This window comes from Hydromonas duriensis, from assembly GCF_004363775.1.
Taxonomy (GTDB): domain Bacteria; phylum Pseudomonadota; class Gammaproteobacteria; order Burkholderiales; family Burkholderiaceae; genus Hydromonas; species Hydromonas duriensis.
In genome coordinates this window covers 1-20,384 of sequence record NZ_SNZE01000025.1, presented here as the reverse complement: position 1 = coordinate 20,384, position 20,384 = coordinate 1, and the positions used below count along the sequence as shown (strand labels likewise).

The 20,384-nt window shown below is 48.9% G+C and carries 22 protein-coding genes; 10 read left to right on the top strand and 12 right to left on the bottom strand.

All coding sequences use genetic code 11. The features are described 5' to 3' along the window. The first annotated feature begins 1 nt into the window (after position 1). Positions 2–1,024, top strand: a complete 1,023-nt coding sequence (tsaD, locus tag DFR44_RS09485) for a tRNA (adenosine(37)-N6)-threonylcarbamoyltransferase complex transferase subunit TsaD (RefSeq protein WP_133621339.1) — start codon at positions 2–4, stop codon at positions 1,022–1,024. Positions 1,025–1,171: 147 nt separating this feature from the next. Here tsaD and dnaQ read toward each other — a convergent pair whose 3' ends face one another. The 4 genes from dnaQ to acpA form a co-directional block, all read right to left on the bottom strand. Next, a complete protein-coding gene (gene dnaQ, locus DFR44_RS09480; RefSeq protein WP_133621338.1) occupies positions 1,172–1,873 on the bottom strand; it encodes a DNA polymerase III subunit epsilon in 702 nt (233 codons plus the stop codon). A 3-nt stretch (positions 1,874–1,876) separates the two neighbouring features. Next, entirely contained in the window at positions 1,877–2,362 is a 486-nt protein-coding gene (gene rnhA, locus DFR44_RS09475; protein WP_133621337.1) for a ribonuclease HI, read from the bottom strand. Continuing rightward, positions 2,359–3,141 (bottom strand): class I SAM-dependent methyltransferase, encoded by a 783-nt coding sequence (locus DFR44_RS09470; RefSeq protein WP_133621336.1) that lies wholly within the window; start codon positions 3,139–3,141, stop codon positions 2,359–2,361. Before DFR44_RS09470 ends, rnhA begins: the two co-directional genes overlap by 4 nt. 166 nt (positions 3,142–3,307) lie before the next feature. Then, positions 3,308–4,861, bottom strand: a complete 1,554-nt coding sequence (gene acpA / locus DFR44_RS09465) for an acid phosphatase (protein ID WP_133621335.1) — start codon at positions 4,859–4,861, stop codon at positions 3,308–3,310. A gap of 125 nt (positions 4,862–4,986) precedes the next feature. Between acpA and gloB the strand changes: the two genes are divergently transcribed. From gloB to fabI, 3 genes are all read left to right on the top strand, one after another. Then, positions 4,987–5,790 carry a hydroxyacylglutathione hydrolase gene (gloB, locus tag DFR44_RS09460; RefSeq protein ID WP_133621334.1) on the top strand — a complete coding sequence of 268 codons (804 nt, stop codon included), beginning with the start codon at positions 4,987–4,989 and terminating at the stop codon, positions 5,788–5,790. Positions 5,791–5,834: 44 nt separating this feature from the next. Beyond that, entirely contained in the window at positions 5,835–8,303 is a 2,469-nt protein-coding gene (locus tag DFR44_RS11725) for a transglycosylase SLT domain-containing protein (protein WP_133621333.1), read from the top strand. A gap of 190 nt (positions 8,304–8,493) precedes the next feature. Beyond that, the gene (gene fabI / locus DFR44_RS09450) at positions 8,494–9,291 is read left to right on the top strand and encodes an enoyl-ACP reductase FabI (protein WP_133621332.1); all 798 of its coding nucleotides are present in this window, start codon (positions 8,494–8,496) and stop codon (positions 9,289–9,291) included. Positions 9,292–9,391: 100 nt separating this feature from the next. On the opposite strand, the gene DFR44_RS09445 is transcribed toward fabI, so the two are convergent. From DFR44_RS09445 to DFR44_RS09425, 5 genes are all read right to left on the bottom strand, one after another. After that, positions 9,392–11,293: an ATP-binding cassette domain-containing protein gene (locus DFR44_RS09445; RefSeq protein ID WP_133621331.1), complete on the bottom strand. Its 1,902-nt coding sequence runs from the start codon at positions 11,291–11,293 to the stop codon at positions 9,392–9,394. Positions 11,294–11,447: 154 nt separating this feature from the next. Further along, positions 11,448–11,933 carry a DinB family protein gene (locus tag DFR44_RS09440; protein ID WP_133621330.1) on the bottom strand — a complete coding sequence of 162 codons (486 nt, stop codon included), beginning with the start codon at positions 11,931–11,933 and terminating at the stop codon, positions 11,448–11,450. 18 nt (positions 11,934–11,951) lie between these two features. After that, positions 11,952–12,263 carry an Mpo1-like protein gene (locus DFR44_RS09435; RefSeq protein ID WP_133621329.1) on the bottom strand — a complete coding sequence of 104 codons (312 nt, stop codon included), beginning with the start codon at positions 12,261–12,263 and terminating at the stop codon, positions 11,952–11,954. A gap of 230 nt (positions 12,264–12,493) precedes the next feature. Continuing rightward, the gene (locus DFR44_RS09430) at positions 12,494–13,627 is read right to left on the bottom strand and encodes an MBL fold metallo-hydrolase (protein ID WP_133621328.1); all 1,134 of its coding nucleotides are present in this window, start codon (positions 13,625–13,627) and stop codon (positions 12,494–12,496) included. Positions 13,628–13,672: 45 nt separating this feature from the next. Continuing rightward, complete coding sequence (locus DFR44_RS09425) at positions 13,673–13,918, bottom strand: metal-sensitive transcriptional regulator (protein ID WP_133621327.1); 246 nt, start codon at positions 13,916–13,918, stop codon at positions 13,673–13,675. A gap of 135 nt (positions 13,919–14,053) precedes the next feature. On the opposite strand from DFR44_RS09425, the gene DFR44_RS09420 reads away from it, so the two are divergent. Genes DFR44_RS09420 through DFR44_RS09410 form a run of 3 tightly spaced genes read left to right on the top strand, consistent with a single transcriptional unit; the run spans position 14,054 to position 15,350 of the window. Beyond that, positions 14,054–14,476 carry a YeeE/YedE family protein gene (locus DFR44_RS09420; RefSeq protein WP_133621326.1) on the top strand — a complete coding sequence of 141 codons (423 nt, stop codon included), beginning with the start codon at positions 14,054–14,056 and terminating at the stop codon, positions 14,474–14,476. 11 nt (positions 14,477–14,487) lie between these two features. After that, positions 14,488–14,952, top strand: coding sequence for a DUF6691 family protein (locus tag DFR44_RS09415; protein WP_133621325.1), 465 nt, complete (start codon positions 14,488–14,490; stop codon positions 14,950–14,952). Continuing rightward, entirely contained in the window at positions 14,949–15,350 is a 402-nt protein-coding gene (locus tag DFR44_RS09410; protein ID WP_133621324.1) for a DUF599 family protein, read from the top strand. Before DFR44_RS09415 ends, DFR44_RS09410 begins: the two co-directional genes overlap by 4 nt. A gap of 69 nt (positions 15,351–15,419) precedes the next feature. Here DFR44_RS09410 and DFR44_RS09405 read toward each other — a convergent pair whose 3' ends face one another. Continuing rightward, a complete protein-coding gene (locus DFR44_RS09405) occupies positions 15,420–16,397 on the bottom strand; it encodes a sulfite exporter TauE/SafE family protein (protein ID WP_133621323.1) in 978 nt (325 codons plus the stop codon). 493 nt (positions 16,398–16,890) lie between these two features. Here DFR44_RS09405 and DFR44_RS11450 point away from each other — a divergent pair, with 493 nt between their 5' ends. Then, positions 16,891–17,031 carry a hypothetical protein gene (locus tag DFR44_RS11450; RefSeq protein WP_162845235.1) on the top strand — a complete coding sequence of 47 codons (141 nt, stop codon included), beginning with the start codon at positions 16,891–16,893 and terminating at the stop codon, positions 17,029–17,031. Between the two features lie 95 nt (positions 17,032–17,126). Here DFR44_RS11450 and DFR44_RS09400 read toward each other — a convergent pair whose 3' ends face one another. Both DFR44_RS09400 and DFR44_RS11445 read right to left on the bottom strand, forming a co-directional pair. After that, positions 17,127–17,951, bottom strand: coding sequence for an OmpA family protein (locus DFR44_RS09400; protein WP_133621322.1), 825 nt, complete (start codon positions 17,949–17,951; stop codon positions 17,127–17,129). 114 nt (positions 17,952–18,065) lie between these two features. Further along, positions 18,066–18,791 (bottom strand): YadA family autotransporter adhesin, encoded by a 726-nt coding sequence (locus DFR44_RS11445; RefSeq protein WP_162845234.1) that lies wholly within the window; start codon positions 18,789–18,791, stop codon positions 18,066–18,068. 10 nt (positions 18,792–18,801) lie between these two features. Between DFR44_RS11445 and DFR44_RS11440 the strand changes: the two genes are divergently transcribed. Together DFR44_RS11440 and DFR44_RS11435 are read left to right on the top strand one after the other, a co-directional pair. After that, on the top strand, positions 18,802–19,206 hold the full coding sequence (locus DFR44_RS11440; RefSeq protein ID WP_162845233.1) for a hypothetical protein: 405 nt from the start codon (positions 18,802–18,804) through the stop codon (positions 19,204–19,206). Between the two features lie 66 nt (positions 19,207–19,272). Further along, the coding region (locus tag DFR44_RS11435) for a hypothetical protein (RefSeq protein ID WP_162845232.1) at positions 19,273–20,384 on the top strand (1,112 nt) is incomplete at its 3' end.

Genomic DNA, 20,384 nt, shown 5'->3' with positions numbered 1-20,384 from the left:
CATGCTCATCCTCGGCATTGAATCCTCCTGCGACGAAACTGGCGTTGCCCTATACGACTCCACGCGAGGTCTGCTCGCACACGCGTTGCACTCACAAATTGACATGCACGTCGCCTACGGCGGCGTTGTCCCCGAGCTTGCCTCTCGCGACCACATCCGCCGCGTGCTGCCATTAACCGACACCGTGCTTGCGCAAGCACAACTCACTTTAGAAGATGTCGATGCCATTGCCTGTACAGTCGGGCCAGGTCTGGCGGGCGCATTATTGGTCGGCACTGCATGTGCAAACGCCATCGCCTTTGCCCTCAACAAACCCGTAATTGACGTGCACCACCTTGAAGGTCACTTGCTCTCGCCCCTGCTGTCAAACAACCCGCCCGAATTTCCTTTCATCGCACTTTTGGTCTCTGGGGGACACACGCAACTGATGCGCGTTGACGGCGTCGGGCAATACGCCTTAATGGGCGAAACCTTAGATGATGCCGCAGGCGAAGCCTTTGACAAAACAGCCAAAGTGCTTGGACTGTCCTACCCTGGCGGCCCCGCCGTATCTAAAATGGCCGAACAAGGCACGCCCAATCGCTTTAAGTTCGGTCGCCCAATGATGCACAATGGCGATTTTGATTTCAGCTTCGCAGGTTTAAAAACAGCCGTCCTGACACAAGCCAAACGCTTAGAAGCTGTCGCCCCTTTAACAGAACAAGACAAAGCCGACATCGCACACGCCTTTGTCGAAGCGGCTATTGATGTATTAAGTTTCAAAGCATTTAAAGCCTTGCAAGCCACAGGCTTTAACCGCCTTGTCATCGCAGGCGGCGTAGGCGCAAACGCGCAACTGCGATTACGTTTGAACGCAATGGCAAACAAACACCAGTTCAAAGTGTTTTACCCAGAGCTGCATTTATGCACCGACAACGGCGCAATGATTGCACTCGCAGGCTGCTTAGCCGCGCAACGCGACCCATCACTCTTGAAACACGACGACACATTCACGGTGCGACCGCGCTGGTCGTTACACTCATAAAAAAAGAGATGCTTGGCATCTCTTTTTTCTCCCTCGCTTAGAGCTGGAACGCCTACATATCTTTATTCACCCGTCTTTTTACGCTGCATTAATTGTATCGACAGGCGTGCAAACAAGTGATTAACCTCTGCTGTATGCGTTTATAAATTAATCTACAGCCGCGCCCCAAACCGCCCCATCTTTACTTTTTTTCGCAACAGCTTCTATCGCTTTTAAATGTTCTGCGCTGTCCTGCTCGGACACCATGATTAGAGGCAATTCCAATTGACGCACGTCGATTTTTTTGTGTTTTTTATTTGCACTTGATTCGGCATCAAATGCCATGCTCAAGGTTTCTTGCCCACGGGTCATGGCGAGATACACTTCAGCGAGGATTTCGGCATCAAGCAATGCACCGTGCAATACCCGATGCGCGTTAGAAACGCCTAAGCGTTCACACAACGCATCAAGGTTGTTGCGTTTACCTGGAAACATTTGTTTCGCCATTGCAAGGGTGTCTTCGACCGTGCAGACGGATTGAATGGTATCCATGCCGAGCGCGCTCAATTCGGCATTGAGAAATTTGGTGTCGAATGAGGCATTGTGAATCAAAACGGTGGCATCTCGTACAAATTCGAGCAGGTCGCCCGCGATGGCTTTGAACAGCGGTTTGTCGCTTAAAAATTCGGTGGTTAAGCCGTGGACGTTCAATGCACCTTCGTCAGATTCGCGTTGCGGGTTGAGGTAGTGGTGAAAGTGTCGCCCTGTGAGTTGGCGATTGACCATTTCGACGCAGCCGACTTCGACAAGTTTGTGCCCTTGATTGGGGTCAAGACCTGTGGTTTCTGTATCTAAAATCACGTAACGCATGTTTTAATCCTTTAGTTGTGCGCGAATTTGCTCAACGCCACGGTTTGCCAGTTGGTCGGCACGTTCGTTATCGACATGCCCTGCATGGCCTTTGACCCAGTGCCAACTCAGTTGATGGACATTTAATAAACCATCCAGTTCGCGCCAGAGGTCGTCATTTTTGACTGGTTTTTTATCGGCCGTTTTCCAGCCGCGGGCTTTCCAGTTGGCGAGCCATTCGGTGACCCCTTTTTGGACGTAAACAGAGTCGGTGTAAATGGCGACCGCGCAACGACTTTTGATGGATTTGATGCCTTCGATGACGGCGAGCAGCTCCATGCGGTTGTTGGTGGTGTGGGCTTCGCCGCCGAACAGTTCTTTTTCGTGTACGCCATAGCGTAGCAATGTGCCCCAACCTCCGACACCAGGATTGCCTTTACATGCGCCGTCGGTGTACATGTCAACTTTTTTTAAAGGTTGTGGTTCATTGGCTGATGCGTTGTCGTTCATGGGTGCGTATTCTGTGTCAATTTTTCGGTAGCGGTTTGAGTGGCTTTATTTAATGCGGGTTGTGCCGCCCAGCGGGAGTTGGTTTTTTTGTCGTTAATTAAACCAACCAAGGTGGGGGAGTATACGCGTTTAACAGCCATCATGGCATAAACTGCGCCTGCCATGCCCCACCAGCGGTCGCCCGCATCTTCGAGCCATGCGCTACGTGATAGGCGTTTTTCGCTGGCGGTGCACGGGGCGTAGCAGCCAAACTTGCCTTGAGCCACGTCACAATTGAGCAGTTGCAACCAGTCTTTTAAACGGCGGATATGAATGGCTTGATGCCGATACGCCCACCACGGTTGCCCGCGCCAACGGCGAAACATGGCTTTTGCCCCCCATAAACTAAAGGGGTTAAAACCCAAGATAATCATGCGCCCTTCGGGTCGCAATACCCGATAGGCTTCGCGCAAGACGGCGTGCGGCTCGGGATGGTCGTCCAGTGTGTGTGGCAACACCAATAGATCCATGCTGTCAGAGGCAAAAGGCAGGACGGTGAAGTCACCCACTTCGACGGATTTAATTTCTTCGCTGTCGCCTTCTTGGAAGTGCGCCTCGCCCACCTCTATCGCCCAACGTTCGGCGCAACGGTTTTCGAGCAAAGCGTTGATGCGGGTTGTGTGTCCCAATTGCGCGGCATAAAAGCCAAAAGCATCCGCGACCCATTGATTTAACAACTGGGTTTCCCATGCGGTGATATAACGTCCCGCCGTGCCGTTCCAATCCATCTTTTGCGTCATGATTAAGCGTCCGCCATGTCGTTTATCTTGTGTGAGTAGGTGCGAATTGTTCGCTAATTGAAATTATATACAATTAAACGAACGAAAGCGGTTGGGGCGCAACAAACACTGTACATCCCAAACCGCTTTTGAACTTCGCACTCACAGCGAAGTGTGTGAATCGTTTTTATTTCGATGATTTAACCAATGCGGCAGTCAGGTCTCCTGCTTTGGGTCGAACGCCAGCCAAGGGCGTGAGGTTAAAACGCTTGGTGATGAGTTTTAAGATGGAGCTGGTGTCGTATGTGTTATGGTCTACAAAATGTTTTTTAACCAATGGCGAAATCAAAATCGCAGGGATGCGCGTACCCGGCCCCCAGCGGTCGCCTTTAGGTGGTGTGACGTGATCCCAAAAACCACCGTTTTCGTCATACGTCACGATGATGAGCGAGTCTTTCCACAACGGCGATTTTTGAATTTTTTCAACCACAGATGCAATGTGCTCGTCACCTGCCGCAACGTCTGCATAACCTGGGTGTTGGTTCAATGTACCTTGCGGTTTATAAAAAGTCACTGCGGGCAATTGGCCTTTTTCAATGTCACTCATCAAATCTTCACCATCTTTTAAGTGCGCGGCACGAGCGGCAGTGCCAGGGGCGTAATTGGCAAAATAATTAAATGGCTGATGATGGGGTTGGAAGTTGGGCGCACCGTCTTTGCTATTGTAAATGACCTTACGTTTAGCATCTGGTGCTTGCGTACCATCTTGCAATGCGGCATTCCATGCCCCCGCATACCAAGCCCAACTGACATTTTTAGCTGACAAGGTATCACCGATGGTGGTCTGCGTTTGTGGCGGCAATGGGTTTTTAGCGCTGTCGGCTAACAGCGGGTTACCATCCACGGCAGGTGGCACTTCTGAAGGCTGATAGGACGGCTGCGATGTATTGACTGCGAAACCGTCTGGCGTAATAGCCCCATTATTAACAAACTTGGGGGCGCCATCCATTGCAGAGGCTGGGGATTCAGGCTTACGTTGCAAAGTCACGCCATCGGCGTTGAGTGCGACGATTTTAGCCGCAGGGGCATTCGGATATTGTGCGACGCAAGCGCAAGACAGGTAAATGTGATTCATGAAAGAACCACCGAATGTGCCCATGAAAAAATTATCCGCTAAGGTGTAATCTTTGGCGAGTTGCCACAATTTCATGCCTGATCCATCGTAATAGCCCATGACCAAGCCGCCCGCATCTGAAACCGCCGCGAAACGATTGTTTCGTCCGCCGTTAATTTGTTCTTGATTTTGATAAAAGCGATGAACCAAGTCACGGGTTTCTGTTGTTATGGGCAAGTTAAATGGTGCTTGATCTAAGCGGAATGGCTTGTTGGGCAATTTGACATCGGCAAATTTAGGGTCAACTTCGTTGTTTTTACCGCCCTCTTTCCACACGGGTGGTAAATATTTCAGCACATGCCCATCTGTGTCCAGTTGCAAATATTGGCTGGGCTTGGCGTTTTTGATGCCGTTGGCGTTGGGAAACATGCCATACAAATTATCAAAACTGCGATTTTCACCATAAATCACAATGATATGGTTGATTTTTGATAAAGTGTCGATGGTTTTTTTGGGCTTACTTGCTTTAGTCGCATTGTTTGCCAGCACAGGCAAGGACAATGCGCTTAAAGCGGTTAAAGTGCTTATAGCGATGGCAAGTTTTCGTTTTGATATTATATTTTTCATCTGTTCCTCTCATTCCTTTGTATGATTTATTTATGTTTTTTATTATGCGACGCATAATCTGCTTATCATAGCTTTGAATGATGACTATGTGATGAAAAAATTGAGACTTAACACAACAGAACACTATGCCCTACATACTTTTTCCCATCCCCTGTCGTGATGACAACTACACGTGGATTATCCATAACCAAAAGCACGCGTGGGTCATTGACCCGTCGCTGTCTGAACCTGTAGACGCCTACCTTACCCAACACCAACTGATACTGGCGGATATATTGGTCACACACCATCATTATGACCACATTGAGGGCATTCGCGGCTTATTGCCTTTGCTTCAAGGTCGAGTCGTGGGCGGTTCGCAACGCATCCGTGAGTTGACGGAGGTATGGGGTGCGCCCGCTTCTTTTGAGTTGAGTTGTTCTAATATGCGCGTACAGATGTTAGCCACACCCGGGCACACTTACGACCATGTCGCCTATTTTTTAGACAATGGGGTTGAACAACCCGTGCTTTTTTGTGGCGACACCATATTTTCTGCAGGATGTGGTCGTGTATTCGATGGTACCATTGAGGAATTATTTTGCTCTTTCACTCGCTTAATACAGCTGCCCGAAGACACTCGCATTGCTTGTGCTCATGAATACACCTTGGCTAATTTGGACTATGCTTTGGCGATAGATTCAAGCCATGACGCTACGGTCTCGTATCATAATGAGGTAAAATATGCTCGCCAGCGTAACATGCCCAGCCTACCCACCCATCTTGGACTGGAGAAACGCATCAACCCCTACATGCGTTGCATTGCTTTTGAAAGCAACTGGGTCGCTGCCTTAACTGAATTCGCGATGCGTCGCGGCGAAAAAAATGTACGCATTGATTCGCCGCTGGATGCGTTTACACTGTGTCGAAAGTTGAAAAACAACTTTTGATACAAAAGCGCCCTTGATTGACAACGGGGCCACTTAGGATTTGTATGCTCAAACAATTGATTTTTCGGCTTTTTAACATCGTTCCACTGAACCCGCGCACTTTAACCGTTTGCGCCAGTGCGCTGTTAATTGCCGCGTGCGCCAGCAATGGTGACAACTACAACGCGGACTCGCATCGCATCAACAATCACAGCTCTTCTGATTACGGCAATATCAGCACGTCAAAAGATGTATGGCAGCGCGTGCGCAATAATTTCGGCATGCCCGATTTAGTCAATGACGAAGTCGCACGCAAAGAACAATATTACGCCACGCGCGCAGACTACGTTGGTCGCATGGCCGCTCGCTCTGGCGACTTTCTGCCCCTCATCATGAATGAGGTCGAAAAGCGTCACATGCCCAGTGAAATCGCTTTGTTGCCTTTTGTCGAATCGGCGTTTGTCACCACCGCCAGCTCACCTGTTAAAGCCTCGGGCTTGTGGCAGTTCATGCCCGCCACAGGTTTGGATTTTTCCTTGCAACAAAATCGATTTGCCGATCAACGCAATGATGTCGTGGCCTCAACCGATGCGGCTCTGAGTTTCTTGCAACGACTGTACAATCAGTTTGGTGACTGGCATCTTGCTTTGGCCGCTTACAATTGGGGCCCAGGCAATGTCACTAAAGCGGTGCGCCGCGCACAAGCGGCTGGTTACGCTGGCACCTACGAAGACATTCGCATGCCCGCAGAAACCCGCCAGTACGTACCCAAATTGCAGGCCATTAAAAACATTGTGGCCGACCCTGCACGTTTTGGCATCAGCTTGCCCGACGTCTCTAATAACTTGCGTCACGAACCCATCGTGGTGGGTCGCGACATTGATGTCAGCAAAGCCGCCGAACTCGCAGGAATGGATTTGGACAGTTTTAAGCGCATTAACCCTGCCTTTAAAAAAGGCGTCATTGCAGCTTCATTGGGCAGTCGCATCCTCGTACCCGCCGACCGAGCCGATGTGGTGCGCAAAGCCTTCGCCGATTCATCCAAACCCCTTGCCACGTTGACCACCTATTCAACTTACAGCGCAGAATCTTTAAGCGACATTGCCGCTCGCTTTAACACCATTGCAGATAACTTGCGTTATTTAAATAACATCCCGCCCTACCACAATTATGTCAAAGCGAACTCTACACTCCTCGTTCCGCGTACCACCAACAAACCCTCACAAGACATTCCTTATCAAGCATTAAACTCAAGTTTAGTCACCACCGCAGGTGGCATTGGCTTTGGTGATGATTATGCGGTAGAAAGCCCTGTTTTCGTTGCCAATGCAGATGAGTTGACACGTCAAGAACGCAGCGGCATCATCAGTCCAAGCACCGTTTTTACTGACAACACGCCATCCAAATCAAACATCGGGCTGGCCTTGTCAAACAAAGATGACGATTTGGCGCAATTGATTAAAAGCAGCAACCTGACATTAAACGACCCCACGCCTGCAAACGGTGCGCTGATTGCAGGCAACAGCACGAGCGTTCCAACCACAGTTGAACAGCCGACAATGCCGCCTGTGGTGACCCCTCGCATCATTGAACCCACACCTGCGCCTGTGGCGCTTGCGACCCCAGTTGAAGCCACACCGCCCACACAAATAGCGACATCACAAACGTCATTCAACCACGTCGCACCAACCGTATATGTCGCCAAAGAAACCGCATCGGCACAAGCAACACCCGAACCGAACCAAGCGTCGCTGACTGCACCCACAACAGAATCGGCGTCACCAAGCATCCCTGCATTAGCGACGAATACGCTTCAACCCGCACCACAGAACAACACCGTTGCTGCAATTGAGCCACCGAGCGTAGCCGCTGAGTCGTTCAACCCTGCTTTGACGCCCTTGGACCCCGCCGTGTTCAAAATCGCTGAACAAGAAAATGCCGCCGACATAAGCACCGTCGCCAAGGAAGAACACGCCGTCGCCAAGACCAAACAAACCGTTGCATTAAACGCCCCCAAATCTAACGTTAAACCCGTAACAGCACCCGAAAAAGCCCTGTCTCAGGCAAAAATCGTTCGCGTCAACTACACGCCCGCAACACCAGCGAACAAAGCGACGGCAACGACAGCCAAAGCAGCACCGACTGCAAATAAGGCAAAAACCGTAGAAACGAGCAAAACCAATAAACCTGACACCAAAGCCAGTGCTACGACCAAGAAAACCGCCGAAGCAAAAACAACGACCAAACCAACCCAAGGCGCTGACAAATCGACCGCCAACAAAAAAATCGTTGAAACGCCAGCTGCAAAAGACAAAAACAACAAAACGCTAGCGAATGCGAGCAAACAGGTCAACAAGGACAGCGAGAAGGTTAAAGGCAAAGATACCCCACCTAAACCCACCCCCTCTAAAAATAAACCCGTGGAAACGACCCCACCTAAAAAACCTGAGAGCAAAACAACGCCTCAAAAAAAGGTAGAAGATAAAAAAACCAGCGCTCAAAAAAGCACTCAAAAACCGACCGCTAAAAAGTAAAGCTGAACCTGCTCACCGAACGACCGTCCACTAAAAATTGGCAACGTTCGGTTGAGCTTCACGTACAATGGCGCGTCATCAGTCCAGTCGACGCATGAATCGGCAACGACTCAACTCATCAACTCAAGGTCACAGTGGGCGCAATAGGTTCATAGCTTCACAGGCCTTGCAACTAAAATGGAGAGAAAACATGGCTTTTTTAGCAGGCAAACGCATCCTCATCACAGGTTTATTATCCAACCGCTCAATTGCTTATGGCATCGCACAAGCGTGCCACCGCGAAGGAGCTGAGCTGGCATTTACGTACGTCGGCGAGCGTTTTAAAGACCGAATCACCGAATTCGCCAAAGAGTTTAATTCCAACTTGGTTTTTGAATGCGATGTCGCCAGCGATGAGCAAATCAACGCGGTGTTCACCGAACTGGGTAAGTCTTGGAATCAATTGGATGGTTTGGTTCACGCGATTGGTTTCGCACCACGCGAAGCCATTGCGGGCGATTTTTTAGATGGTTTGTCACGCGAAGGCTTCCAAATTGCCCATGACATTTCTGCCTACAGCTTCCCTGCATTGGCAAAAGCCGCTTTACCGATGTTGTCTAACCGCGCCGCCATGATTACCTTGACCTACCTCGGCTCGGACAAAGTCGTGCCCAATTACAACACCATGGGTCTTGCCAAAGCCTCCCTCGAAGCCTCGGTACGTTACCTCGCTGAAAGCCTCGGCCCACGCGGAGTGCGCGTCAACGGCGTGTCAGCGGGCCCGATTAAAACCCTAGCGGCTTCTGGCATCAAAGGCTTTAGTAAAATTTTGAATTTTGTCGAACAAAATGCGCCCTTGCGCCGCAACGTAACCATCGAAGACGTGGGTAACACCTCGGCATTTTTGTTATCGGATTTGGCGAGCGGCATTACCAGCGAAATCATTTATGTCGATGGCGGCTTCCGTCAAGTCATCGGCGGCATGGGTTTTAACGAAGCAGCGGAATAATCCAGCGATTCTGTTCATTCACTGAATAAAAAAGCGCAATATTAAACATTGCGCTTTTTTGTTTTTTATTGACACACATCATGGACATCATGGTTACGAATCACAGCGCGTCCAGTTCTGCCTGCGCATTTAACCATTCCTCCTCAAGTGGTGACAACAGTTCTGTCAACTCAGTACTGCGCGCAATCGCTACAGCCAGCTCATCTTGCTTATCACTGGCGTATGCGTGCTCAGAAGCCAGCCAGCCTTGTAATTGCGCCAATTCATTTTGCATTTGACCCATTTGCTTCTCAAGTTTAGTGATGGTTTGCGTGAGCTTTTTTTTCTCAAATTCAATGGTGGCTCGACTTTTACCTGAATGTGCTGCGGGTGCGGGCGCATTGTTTTTAGCCGTTTCAGTTTTGGGCGCGTGATTGGCTTGCTTTTGCAACTGCCAGCTTTTTGCGCACCACTCACGATAATCATCCAAGTCACCATCAAAAGGCTTAACCGTTCGTTCGGCCACCAGCCAAAATTGGTCGACACAGTTCGCCAGCAAACTGCGGTCGTGTGACACCACAATCAACGCCCCGTCAAACTGTTGCAACGCCATGACCAGCGCGTGCCGCATGTCCAAATCCAAATGGTTGGTTGGCTCATCCAGCAGGAGCAGATGCGGTTTTTGCCAAATCAATAACGCCAATGCCAGCCGTGCTTTTTCGCCCCCCGAAAAATTGATAATTGACTCGGTCACGCGGTCGCCACCAAAGTTAAAACCACCCAAATAGTTGCGCAATTTTTGGTAATTTTCATCGGGCGCAAGGCGAATCATGTGCCACAACGGCGACTCATTTTCGCGCAAGGTGTCCAAATGCTGCTGCGAAAAATAACCAATGCGCAAGTTCGGCGCGTTGACAATTTCACCTGACAACGGCTTCAATTCGCCCGCCAAGGCTTTAATTAACGTTGATTTACCCGCACCATTCATACCGAGCAAGCCGATGCGGTCTTGGCTTTGAATGGTGAATGCAATCTGCTCCAATAGCGGCGTGTCACCATAGCCTAAATTCAATTTATCCGCCTGCATCTGTGGATTCGGCAAGTCCGCCAGTGCGGCGAACTCAAAGCTAAACGGCGAATCCAAATGCGCAGGCGCAATCATTTCTAAACGGTCAAGCGCCTTGATACGGCTTTGCGCTTGACGCGCTTTGGTGGCTTGCGCACGGAAACGGTCAATGTATTTTTGCAAATGCGCCACGTGGCGTTGTTGCTGTTCATACAAGGCATTTTGTTGCGACAAACGCTCTGCCCGCGTGCGCTCGTAAGTGCTGTAATTGCCCTTGTATGAAGTCAAGGTTTGTTGCGCCGTCTCTATGATGTGCGAACACAAAGCATCCAAAAAATCGCGGTCATGCGAAATGATAATTTTAGTCGCAGGATGGGTTTTCAAATAATTTTCCAACCACAATACCGTATCCAAATCCAAGTGATTGGTCGGTTCATCCAGCAGTAATAAATCTGAGCGACACATCAATGCACGCGCCAAATTCAACCGCATGCGCCAACCACCCGAAAACGAACGCACCGCGTTGCTTTGAACCGCTTGGGCAAAACCCAAACCATTGAGCAACTGCGCCGCCCGCGACGGTGCGGTGTACGCATCAATGCGGGTCAACTCGGCATAAATCGAACCCATCGCCTCGCCGTCATTATCCGCTTCGGCTTGCGCCAGCTGCGCGTTGAGCGCGGTTAGCTCCGCATCCCCCGCCAGTACATAATCAAGCGCAGACTCCTCGGTTTCTGGCATTTCCTGTGCCACATGGGCAATCGTCCAGTTCGCGGGGATATACACGTCGCCCTCGTCAGCCAGCAACTCGCCACGCAGCAACGCGAACAAACTTGATTTGCCCGTGCCATTGCGCCCAACCAGCCCAACAGATTGACCCGTATCGATACGCGCGTTGGCTTTTTGTAGCAAGACATTGTTGCCCCGTTGGAGACGAAGGTTGGTCAGGGTTATCATAGACAATCAATCAATAATTAAAAAAGCCCTGCGGGCGCGGGGCTTGAAGTGAAACGAATTATAACAAATTGGCGTGATTTTAGGCGACGACTCGCGCCTCAAGCAAAAAGGTTCATGTTCTCACAGCCACTGTTTTTTGCCGACCAAAATGAATTTATCCACGATGCAACCAGCCTGTGAATATATCGCGCGGCGGTGTTATTGACATTTCGGATAAAATCCGTCCAATCGCTCCACGGTGATAATTGCCATGCGTCACAAGATGCGCAAGCATTTCTTCACGACTCATGCGACCCGCTTTACCGTCGGTAAAAGTAAACTCAATCTTTTCACTTAACTGTTCGGGCGTGAGTGTCGGAACATAGTGAATCAACCAGCCATCCATCTCATCCAGAGCTGCGGCGAGCTCATCAATACTGGGCGTTTCTACAGTATTGGTTGCCTCGTACGAGTGCGTCGCTCCTGTCAGATGCGCCGCGAAAATACAATCCACCACATGCGTATGATTGAGCAGACGCACAGCAAGACGATAAGACTTGGGATGTGCCTGCGCATCAATTTGACGCAAGGCGGTTATCAACTCTTGATTGGCCCACGATTTGTATTGAAACAATGTATGTAATAACGTGCTTTGACTCATGCATCCTCCTTGATTGATTTAAAACGGCACTTTGCCACGCAACATGTCCGACCACATACGCCAATCGCCCATAAAGCTGTACAGTGGAAATTTAAATGTGGCGGGCTTGTTGTGCTCAAAGAAAAAATGCCCCACCCAAGCAAACGCATAACCTTGCCCCAGCGCAATCGGCAACAACAGCCACTCCCCTGTGAATAAGGCCCTCAACAGCAACAACACAGCGATGCTGGTACCAATGAAATGCAAGCGGCGCGAAATAGAGTTGCGATGCTCTCCAAGGTAGAACGGATAAAAACTGGCGAATGAATCAAAACGCTGTTCGGTAGTCATCTTGAACCTCCAATTGAGATGGTTAATGATGGGACAACAGTCAGCGAATAAGTTTTAAATCTGTATACACGGCGTGATTGATGTACAGTTGTCTGTCACTCATGCAAAACGAACCATATTGTTCAGATTCAGTACACTGACCCCTTCATGGTACAGTTGTTTGCAATCAATGTCCGTCAAATGTGGCATCAAATTCACTCGAACCAATTGGGGCGCATTGCCTAGGATATTCAACTTTGCCGCCACGGTAAACCCGCGACGCGCCAGCCATTGAGGTGATTACGTTGGGCATGCGCGTCTAACTCGCCTTCAAAACCACCAATAATATTGTATGACTCAAATCCGAGCTCGGTGGCGCGACGCGCAGCCGCGATGGCTCGAATGCCACTGCGACACATAAACAACACTTTTTTTCCCGATACAACCTGCGCCTTTAACACATCATCAAAATGCGGGTTAAGCTGCATATCAGGCGAGTGTTTCCATGCCACAACAACGGCATCGGGTACAAAACCAACCCATTCTCGTTCAGCATCAGTGCGCACGTCAACAAGCACCGCATCACCTTGTTTCCACCAGTCATAAGCCAGTTGCGGTGAAATGTCGCCCGCATAGCCTTCAACTGCGGGCAAAGGCGAGCCGCCTGCGTCATGACGAATGCCCAGCGTTAAGTTGGCGGGAACGGCTTCATTGATGCGTTTAGGTTGTGGTAAGTTGAGTGCGTTCATAATGGCAATAAATTCGGCCTCGGATTTACCCGCCACGCGAGGGTTGTGTCGTTTTTCTGCACCAATACTCGAATGCGTTTGACCTTGGTAGTCGTGCCCTGGGTAGACAACGACGTCTTCGGGCAATGTCAACAGCACTTCGGTTAAACTGTGATACAGAGCGGCTGCGTTGCCTGATTGAAAATCAGTACGGCCACAGCCATTTATCAATAAAGCGTCGCCAGTGAATACAGCTTTATGACTTGCCCAATAAAAACTCATACTGCCTGCTGTGTGACCAGGGGTGTGTAATGCTTTAATGGTTTCGCTGCCAAAACACAAGGTTGCGTCATCTTGCAACTGTAGGGTCGCGGGGCGAATATGGCACAACTCTGGCGCGGCCGTTTTCGCTCCTGTATGCTCTGCCAAACGCGCTGCGCTGGTGATGTGGTCTGCATGTGCATGGGTTTCAACAATCCACTCGAGATGTAAATTATTCTCACGCAGTACGGATAAGTCCCGTTCCAGTTGCTCCTCCACGGGGTCAATGATGAGCGCATCTCGGCTATGTACGTCATACAAAATATAAGTGTAGGTACTGGACACAGGGTCAAACAATTGGATTGGATTGGGTTGTGTGTTCAATTTAGCGTTCATCGTTCTCTCCTCTTGTTAATCTCTTTGAATGTCGCATCTGGGCGACTAAGCAAATTTAGCCAACATTTGCGCCACTTTGTCGGCGGGTAAGTTTTGTTGCTCAATCATGCAAGCGACCATTGTGAAAAATGATTTATCCAGCGCTTTACGGGCCGCACTGAGCTGTTGTGCAATTTTTTCGCAGTCCGCCTCGTCATCAATTAAACGTTGCACGCCCCGCAATTGGCCTTCAACGCGGGCAAGCCTGTCTTTCAAGGCTTTCTTTTTACTGGCTTGGGTCAGTTGTGACATATGATTTCCTATCAAACAAGTGGTTCAATGCGTACAAAAAACACAATTGAAATGCAATTAAAACAGTTGCGTTAATATACCCCTAGGGGTATCATCTTGTCTAGCTTTTTATACAACCTACAGAAGGATGACATCATGGATTTTAAATGGGCATTGTTTGGTGGCGTATTGATTGGGCTGTCCAGCGTTTTGTTATTGGTCATACTTGGGCGTGTCGCGGGCATCAGCGGCATTGTGTCGGGCATGTTTTATCCGTCTGCGCATTCACCCGCATCACCCAAGCTCGACCGCTGGTGGCGCATAGCTTTTGTTGTCGGGTTGGTTGTGGGCGGGTGTGTCACCACTGACGTGATGTCTATTGAAATACACGCCCCCACATTGTCTTACGGTGGTTTGGCATTAGCGGGCATTTTGGTCGGCGTGGGTACGGTTCTCGGCTCAGGTTGCACCAGCGGTCACGGCGTATGTGGCTTAGGTCGGCTGTCTCGCCGCTCATTGGTGGCCGTATTGACGTTCATGGCGGCGGGCATGCTGACTGTGACGTTGATGAATTTTTAATCGGAGGTCTCATGCACACACGTTCACATCCAGCTTGGGCCATCGTATCGGCTTTTTTAATCGGTTTTTTATTCGCCGTGGGCTTGGTTATTTCAGGCATGACTCAGCCCGATAAAGTGCGCGGCTTTTTAAACGTCGGCGGTATAATTGCGCCTGCTCACTTCGGCGCATGGGATGCGAGCCTTGCTTTTGTCATGGCTGGCGCTGTACTGGTGACATTATTTGGCTTTTCATGGTGGGCAAAACGTGCTCATCGTCCAATGCTGGCACTTGAATTCATATTACCCAGGCGCACAGACATTGATGCTCAGCTGATAACGGGTTCGGTTTTATTTGGCATCGGTTGGGGCATCGCGGGGTATTGCCCTGGCCCTGCTTTGGCTTCAATCTTAACGGGGGGCATGCCCGTCGGAGTTTTTGTGCTGGCAATGATTGCGAGCATGAGCATTACTAAAAAAACCTTGGGAACAAAATGAATCGCGAACACATCGAAAATTGGATTCGACATCTGATTGAACAAGGCAGTGGCGACATCACGGCTGTTCAAACCCTACGCAATGCCATTATGGCGGCCAGCGTTCTGGCCTCGGCCGCCTTGGTTGCTTTAATGGGTGTGCTGGCGACCGCACCGTTGCACCAGCCTATCGCGGTGGCAGTTGCAGCGGGGCTGCTCGTGCTCAGCAGCTTTTTTTCAATCCGCACGATTTGGCTACTGGCTGCCTTAAGTTTTCAGGTACAGCAACTCGACAAAACACCCTCGGAAAAAGCACAACGTATCATGGATGCGTTGAATGCCATTAAATACGCCGCTATATTTTTGACACTTGCTCTATCTGTAGCGGCCTGCGGCGCGCTGCTGGGCAACCATATGTAAATCGGCCGTATACAGAAACAAGCGTTCTGTTATGAGCGCTTGGTCTCTGTATACGTATTCGTTTTTACATCATGCAAATAATTTATACAAATTATACAAACTGACCACACTAATCAACGTCCCCACTAGAATCAGCAGTGTTTTCGTCTGAAAGTGCTTGGTCGCATAGGCTGCAAATGGTGCGGCAAACAACCCACCAACCACAAGCCCTGCCACAATCACCCACACACTCGCATCCAATATCGAAAAGAAAGCGGCGGCGACCGCAATCGTCAAAAAGAACTCCGCAAAATTCACCGAACCGATTGTGGTACGAGGGTTATGCCCCGCCCCAACCAAAGATGTGGTCACCACAGGCCCCCAGCCACCACCTCCCGTGGTGTCGACAAAGCCGCCTAAAATCGCCAAAGGCACTATTTTTTTAATATTGATGTCATGGTGAATTTTAAATTTACGGAATGCTTTACTCAGCACATACAAGCCCATCAATAACAAATAAATCGTGATGTACGGCTTGAGCACTTTCCCATCGATGCTGGTTAAAATATACGTGCCCAATAGCGCACCCATGATGCCTGGAATCACCAAACTTAAAAACAACTTTTTATTGACATTGCCCAAGCGCAAGTGAGACACCCCCGACACACCTGTTGTGAACACCTCTGCCAGATGTGTGGCCCCACTCGCCAACGCAGGCGGCGCACCAAAAGCCAACAAAAAAGTACTTGATGTGATGCCATACGCCATACCCAAAGCCCCATCAATCACTTGCGCAACCAAACCGACCAACAAAGCACTCCAAAACAACGGGTTGTGCAATGCCTCACCGATGAGTTCAAAACCACTTTGGCTATGTTGCCCTAAAAACAATCGATATGCCAAATACACCGTCAAAGCAACCAAAGTCGCAACAACGAAATAGGTCGCCAGTTTTAAAATTGGATGCTCCTTGGCGTGAGTCACCTCGTACTCAATCGGCGGCAACCCTAAAGTCTGATGCTCTGAGTTAATCTCTTGCTCATCCAAGTCTAAGTGTCTAATTTTCATAACATTCCTCTACCATCTAAAAAATATTTAACAACACACGACTCACACGCTGAACGCACCTTTTCATACAATGTTCAAACTGAATCATGACCGTAAGTAAAAACTGATGTTGCTGATTATAGGCACCATTTTTTATAATTAAAAATAATATAAATTTATTTAATTATTCTAATTTTTTATTAAGAATAAAAAACACCAACACGCTCGACAGTCAAGATGCGGAGTAGTAATTGTGTCCCAAGCCATTGCCTCACTTGCTCAAGTACACGCTGCACAAATCGCCATACAACACCATATGATATTCAATTGATACAAACTCTAATTTTGCGTGGAGTGGTCTTGGGACGTCGCTGATTACTCTGCCTTCTCCTTAGCTTAAGTACTAACGGGCAGCATGCCCATTGTTATTTTTATACGGGCAATGAGAGCAAGCATGGGGGAATGAATCGCGCGCGCATCAAACATTGAATTCGACATCTGCTTGAACAAGGCCGTGGTGACATCACCGCGGTTCAAACATTTAAATCCGTACCATTCGGCTACTGACGCATTCAATGTTCAAGTGCAACAATTCAACAAAGTACCCTCAAAAAAACAACGCATCATGGATGCGTTGATGGGTAAATGGGTGTAAGCAACAGGTACTGATTTTTTAAAGCCCTGCAATGAGCGTAATTTTATTATCCAACACTGACTTATTCAGGAAACGCCCATCGACAGGAGTCATCATTAGCTCTCGCCTCTTAAAAGCACTTCGATACGTCGATTGGGCATCAAACATGCGATGACCTTAGGTGATTTACGACCAGGGCAATCAACGACTGGATCTGCAGCACCACGGCCTTGCGTAAAAATCAAATTGGGGGGGATACCCCGACTAACCAAATAGTTTTTTACTGAGACAGCACGCGCATTCGATAGTGCCATGTTTTGAGCATCGGAACCCAAACGATCCGTATAGCCAGTAATCAAAATCGAATTCAATTTGATTGAGCTTGACTGAATCTGCGACAGCAATTGCTGAAGACTTTCTTGATCAGACGGGCGCAAACGACTCAAATCAGACCGACCAAATGCAAACAGTCCATCTGTTGACAAACTCATCGTTTTTGTCGATGGCTCACGCACAGGAGGTGCTGCAGCTACGGGCTTTTTCTCAATCAAAAAATTGGCGCACTGCTGATCTTTCCAATAAACAGCTTGAACGCGCTGAGCCTTATCAAAGTGCACCTGATATTGACAAATCGCGTACTCAGCCCCCATGCTTCCAGTATAAAAATTAAAGGCATAATTCCAAATTCTTGGATTAGCAACACCTGCACTGAAATGAGGATTCCCCAGTAAGAGACGAATTTGGTCTTTATGTAAACCCGCCGCCACTTTTCTTAAATTTTCCAAATTTACAAAATCACCCGTTTTCAGATAACTTGATTTGAGTTCTGGAAAGGTCACAGCTGTTGAGCTTTGTGCCGTACCTTGAGCGTATGCCCCCATACTCAACAAAGACAGGATAAACGCTACACCTGATAATATTTTTAAGGCTCTTTTCATCATTTAGTCTTTCATACTTCAATTAACATTAAATTAAGCTATTCGGTTAGGTAAATGCTTTTGCGACACCCTCTTCCTTATGAGTCGAGGGAGTCGCAAAAGCGTCGTTTACAAACCTTACCAAACCTTAGTGAAGCCAACGCGAGCGCCTACTTTACCTTGCTGAGATGCAGTGACACCACCTGATATACTCCAGCGTCCATCATCTGATGTTTTACGTCCAGAAATACCAATTGCGGATTGACCATCGTAGTGACCGACGCCCATATACGTTGTGAACTTGCCTGCAACCGCTGGCGCAGCTTCAAGAGCCAAGGCCGCTGCAATACCGCCTTTAAGGTCTTTAATATCTGAATCGACCTGACCTTTCAACGCATTCAATTGCCCTACATTCACAGCATCTGTTGGTGCTGTACCCGCTGCCACATTAGTAATTTGACGCTCATTGCCTACCGAGCCAACTGAAACTGTGTTGTCACGATCAGCCACTGAACCCGCACCTAAGGCAACAGAATTGGTCGCAAAGGAACTTGAATTTGCACCAATGGCAACAGAGCTTTCACCTGACGCAGCCGAATTAGTACCAAAAGCCATCGAATCAGTTCCACTTGCCGTTGCTCCATGCCCTTGCGCAATTGAGCTTTCACCACTTGCAATCGACTCAGGTCCTATCGCAATCGAATTGAGGCCTTCAGCAACAGCCGCATTAGAACCTTCCTCTGCATTCACTTGCATGTACTTCAAACCGTTTTCGTAAACGTTATTTATAATCGTCGAGAGCGATGTCAATGTATCTCCAGTTTCTCTCAGACCTGTAGAGGTTGAGGTTGACAATGAGGTCATTGAACCATCCGTGCCTATCGAAGAAACGACCGTAGACAATGAGGCTATCGAACTGTCCACTGTACTAAAGCCTGTCGACGATGTCGTTGACAATGAAGTAACGGTACTCTCTACTGTACTCAAGCCAGTCGAAGTTGTGGTTGACAATGAGGTGACTGCGCTCTCCACCGTACTCAAAGCTGTTGACGCTGCCGTTGATATAACGGTTGAAACAGCAGTAGAGACACCTGTAGACAATGATGCAATCGCGCTATTGCTTGAACTAAACCCTGTTGAGGTTGAGGTTGACAACGAACCGACCGCGCTATTGTTAGTTGAACCACCTGCGCCCATGCTTGAGACAACCGTAGACAACGAAGCGATAGAAGCACCTGTGATAGTGGACAACGATGCAACGGCACTATTCACTGTATAGAAACCAGAGAAACTTAACGTTGACAATGAAGCGACAGCACTATTAACAGATACAAAGCCCGTTGAAGTGGATGTTGATAACGAGAAAAGACTGCTATTCGTCGTACTAAATCCAGTCGATGTAATTGTTGACAACGAGCCTACCGAACTATCAACTGTGCTCAAGGCTGTTGACACCGCACTTGAGACTGCAGTAGAGACAACCGATGATACAACTGTTGATAATGAAGCCACCGAACTATTCGTGCTGCTCAAGCCCGCTGACGTTGAGGTCGACAATGACGTGATGTTGCTTTCCGTCGTGCTCAACGCTGTTGACATTGCGCTCGATACCGCAGTTGAAATGCCTGACGAGACCATCGTTGACAATGAAGCCACCGAACTATTCGTGCTGCTCAAGCTTGTTGACAATGATGATACTGAGCCGCCCGTCACTGAAGACAATGAAGCAATGGCGCTGCTCGCTGTACTCAAGCCCGTTGACGTTGAAGTCGACAATGACGTGATGTTGCTTTCCGTCGTGCTCAACGCTGTTGAAATGCCTGACGAGACCATCGTTGACAATGAAGCCACTGAACTGTTGGTGCTGCTCAAGCCTGCAGAAGTCGTTGTTGACAATGAATTGACATTGCTATCTACCGTGCTGATTGCCGTCGAAGTTGCTGTCGACAATGAGTTCATGCTGCTGGTTGATGTGCTAACTGCTGTGCTCAATGCCGTCGAAACGCCTGATGATACCGCCGTTGATAATGAAGCAACTGAACTATTGGTTGAGCTAATCGCCGATGAAGTCGTTGTTGACAACGAGTTCACGCTGCTGGTCGACGCGCTAACTGCTGTGCTCAATGCTGTCGAAACGCCTGATGATACTGCCGTTGACAATGAAGCAACTGAACTATTGGTGCTGCTCAAGCCTGCAGAAGTCGTTGTTGACAATGAATTGACATTGCTATCTACCGTGCTGATTGCCGTCGAAGTTGCTGTCGACAACGAGTTCACGCTGCTGGTCGCGGTGCTAACTGCTGTGCTCAATGCTGTCGAAACGCCTGATGATACTGCCGTTGACAATGAAGCCACCGAACTGTTGGTGCTGCTCAAGCCTGCAGAAGTCGTTGTTGACAATGAATTGACATTGCTATCTACCGTGCTGATTGCCGTCGAAGTTGCTGTCGACAACGA

Bases quoted from the DNA above. Each gene is read 5' to 3' on its own strand.
- tsaD (WP_133621339.1), top strand. From the start codon at position 2: ATGCTCATCCTCGGCATTGAATCCTCCTGCGACGAAACTGGCGTTGCC.
- dnaQ (WP_133621338.1), bottom strand. From the start codon at position 1,873: ATGCGTTACGTGATTTTAGATACAGAAACCACAGGTCTTGACCCCAAT.
- rnhA (WP_133621337.1), bottom strand. From the start codon at position 2,362: ATGAACGACAACGCATCAGCCAATGAACCACAACCTTTAAAAAAAGTT.
- DFR44_RS09470 (WP_133621336.1), bottom strand. From the start codon at position 3,141: ATGACGCAAAAGATGGATTGGAACGGCACGGCGGGACGTTATATCACC.
- acpA (WP_133621335.1), bottom strand. From the start codon at position 4,861: ATGAAAAATATAATATCAAAACGAAAACTTGCCATCGCTATAAGCACT.
- gloB (WP_133621334.1), top strand. From the start codon at position 4,987: ATGCCCTACATACTTTTTCCCATCCCCTGTCGTGATGACAACTACACG.
- DFR44_RS11725 (WP_133621333.1), top strand. From the start codon at position 5,835: ATGCTCAAACAATTGATTTTTCGGCTTTTTAACATCGTTCCACTGAAC.
- fabI (WP_133621332.1), top strand. From the start codon at position 8,494: ATGGCTTTTTTAGCAGGCAAACGCATCCTCATCACAGGTTTATTATCC.
- DFR44_RS09445 (WP_133621331.1), bottom strand. From the start codon at position 11,293: ATGATAACCCTGACCAACCTTCGTCTCCAACGGGGCAACAATGTCTTG.
- DFR44_RS09440 (WP_133621330.1), bottom strand. From the start codon at position 11,933: ATGAGTCAAAGCACGTTATTACATACATTGTTTCAATACAAATCGTGG.
- DFR44_RS09435 (WP_133621329.1), bottom strand. From the start codon at position 12,263: ATGACTACCGAACAGCGTTTTGATTCATTCGCCAGTTTTTATCCGTTC.
- DFR44_RS09430 (WP_133621328.1), bottom strand. From the start codon at position 13,627: ATGAACGCTAAATTGAACACACAACCCAATCCAATCCAATTGTTTGAC.
- DFR44_RS09425 (WP_133621327.1), bottom strand. From the start codon at position 13,918: ATGTCACAACTGACCCAAGCCAGTAAAAAGAAAGCCTTGAAAGACAGG.
- DFR44_RS09420 (WP_133621326.1), top strand. From the start codon at position 14,054: ATGGATTTTAAATGGGCATTGTTTGGTGGCGTATTGATTGGGCTGTCC.
- DFR44_RS09415 (WP_133621325.1), top strand. From the start codon at position 14,488: ATGCACACACGTTCACATCCAGCTTGGGCCATCGTATCGGCTTTTTTA.
- DFR44_RS09410 (WP_133621324.1), top strand. From the start codon at position 14,949: ATGAATCGCGAACACATCGAAAATTGGATTCGACATCTGATTGAACAA.
- DFR44_RS09405 (WP_133621323.1), bottom strand. From the start codon at position 16,397: ATGAAAATTAGACACTTAGACTTGGATGAGCAAGAGATTAACTCAGAG.
- DFR44_RS09400 (WP_133621322.1), bottom strand. From the start codon at position 17,951: ATGATGAAAAGAGCCTTAAAAATATTATCAGGTGTAGCGTTTATCCTG.
- DFR44_RS11445 (WP_162845234.1), bottom strand. From the start codon at position 18,791: ATGACCTCATTGTCAACCTCAACCTCTACAGGTCTGAGAGAAACTGGA.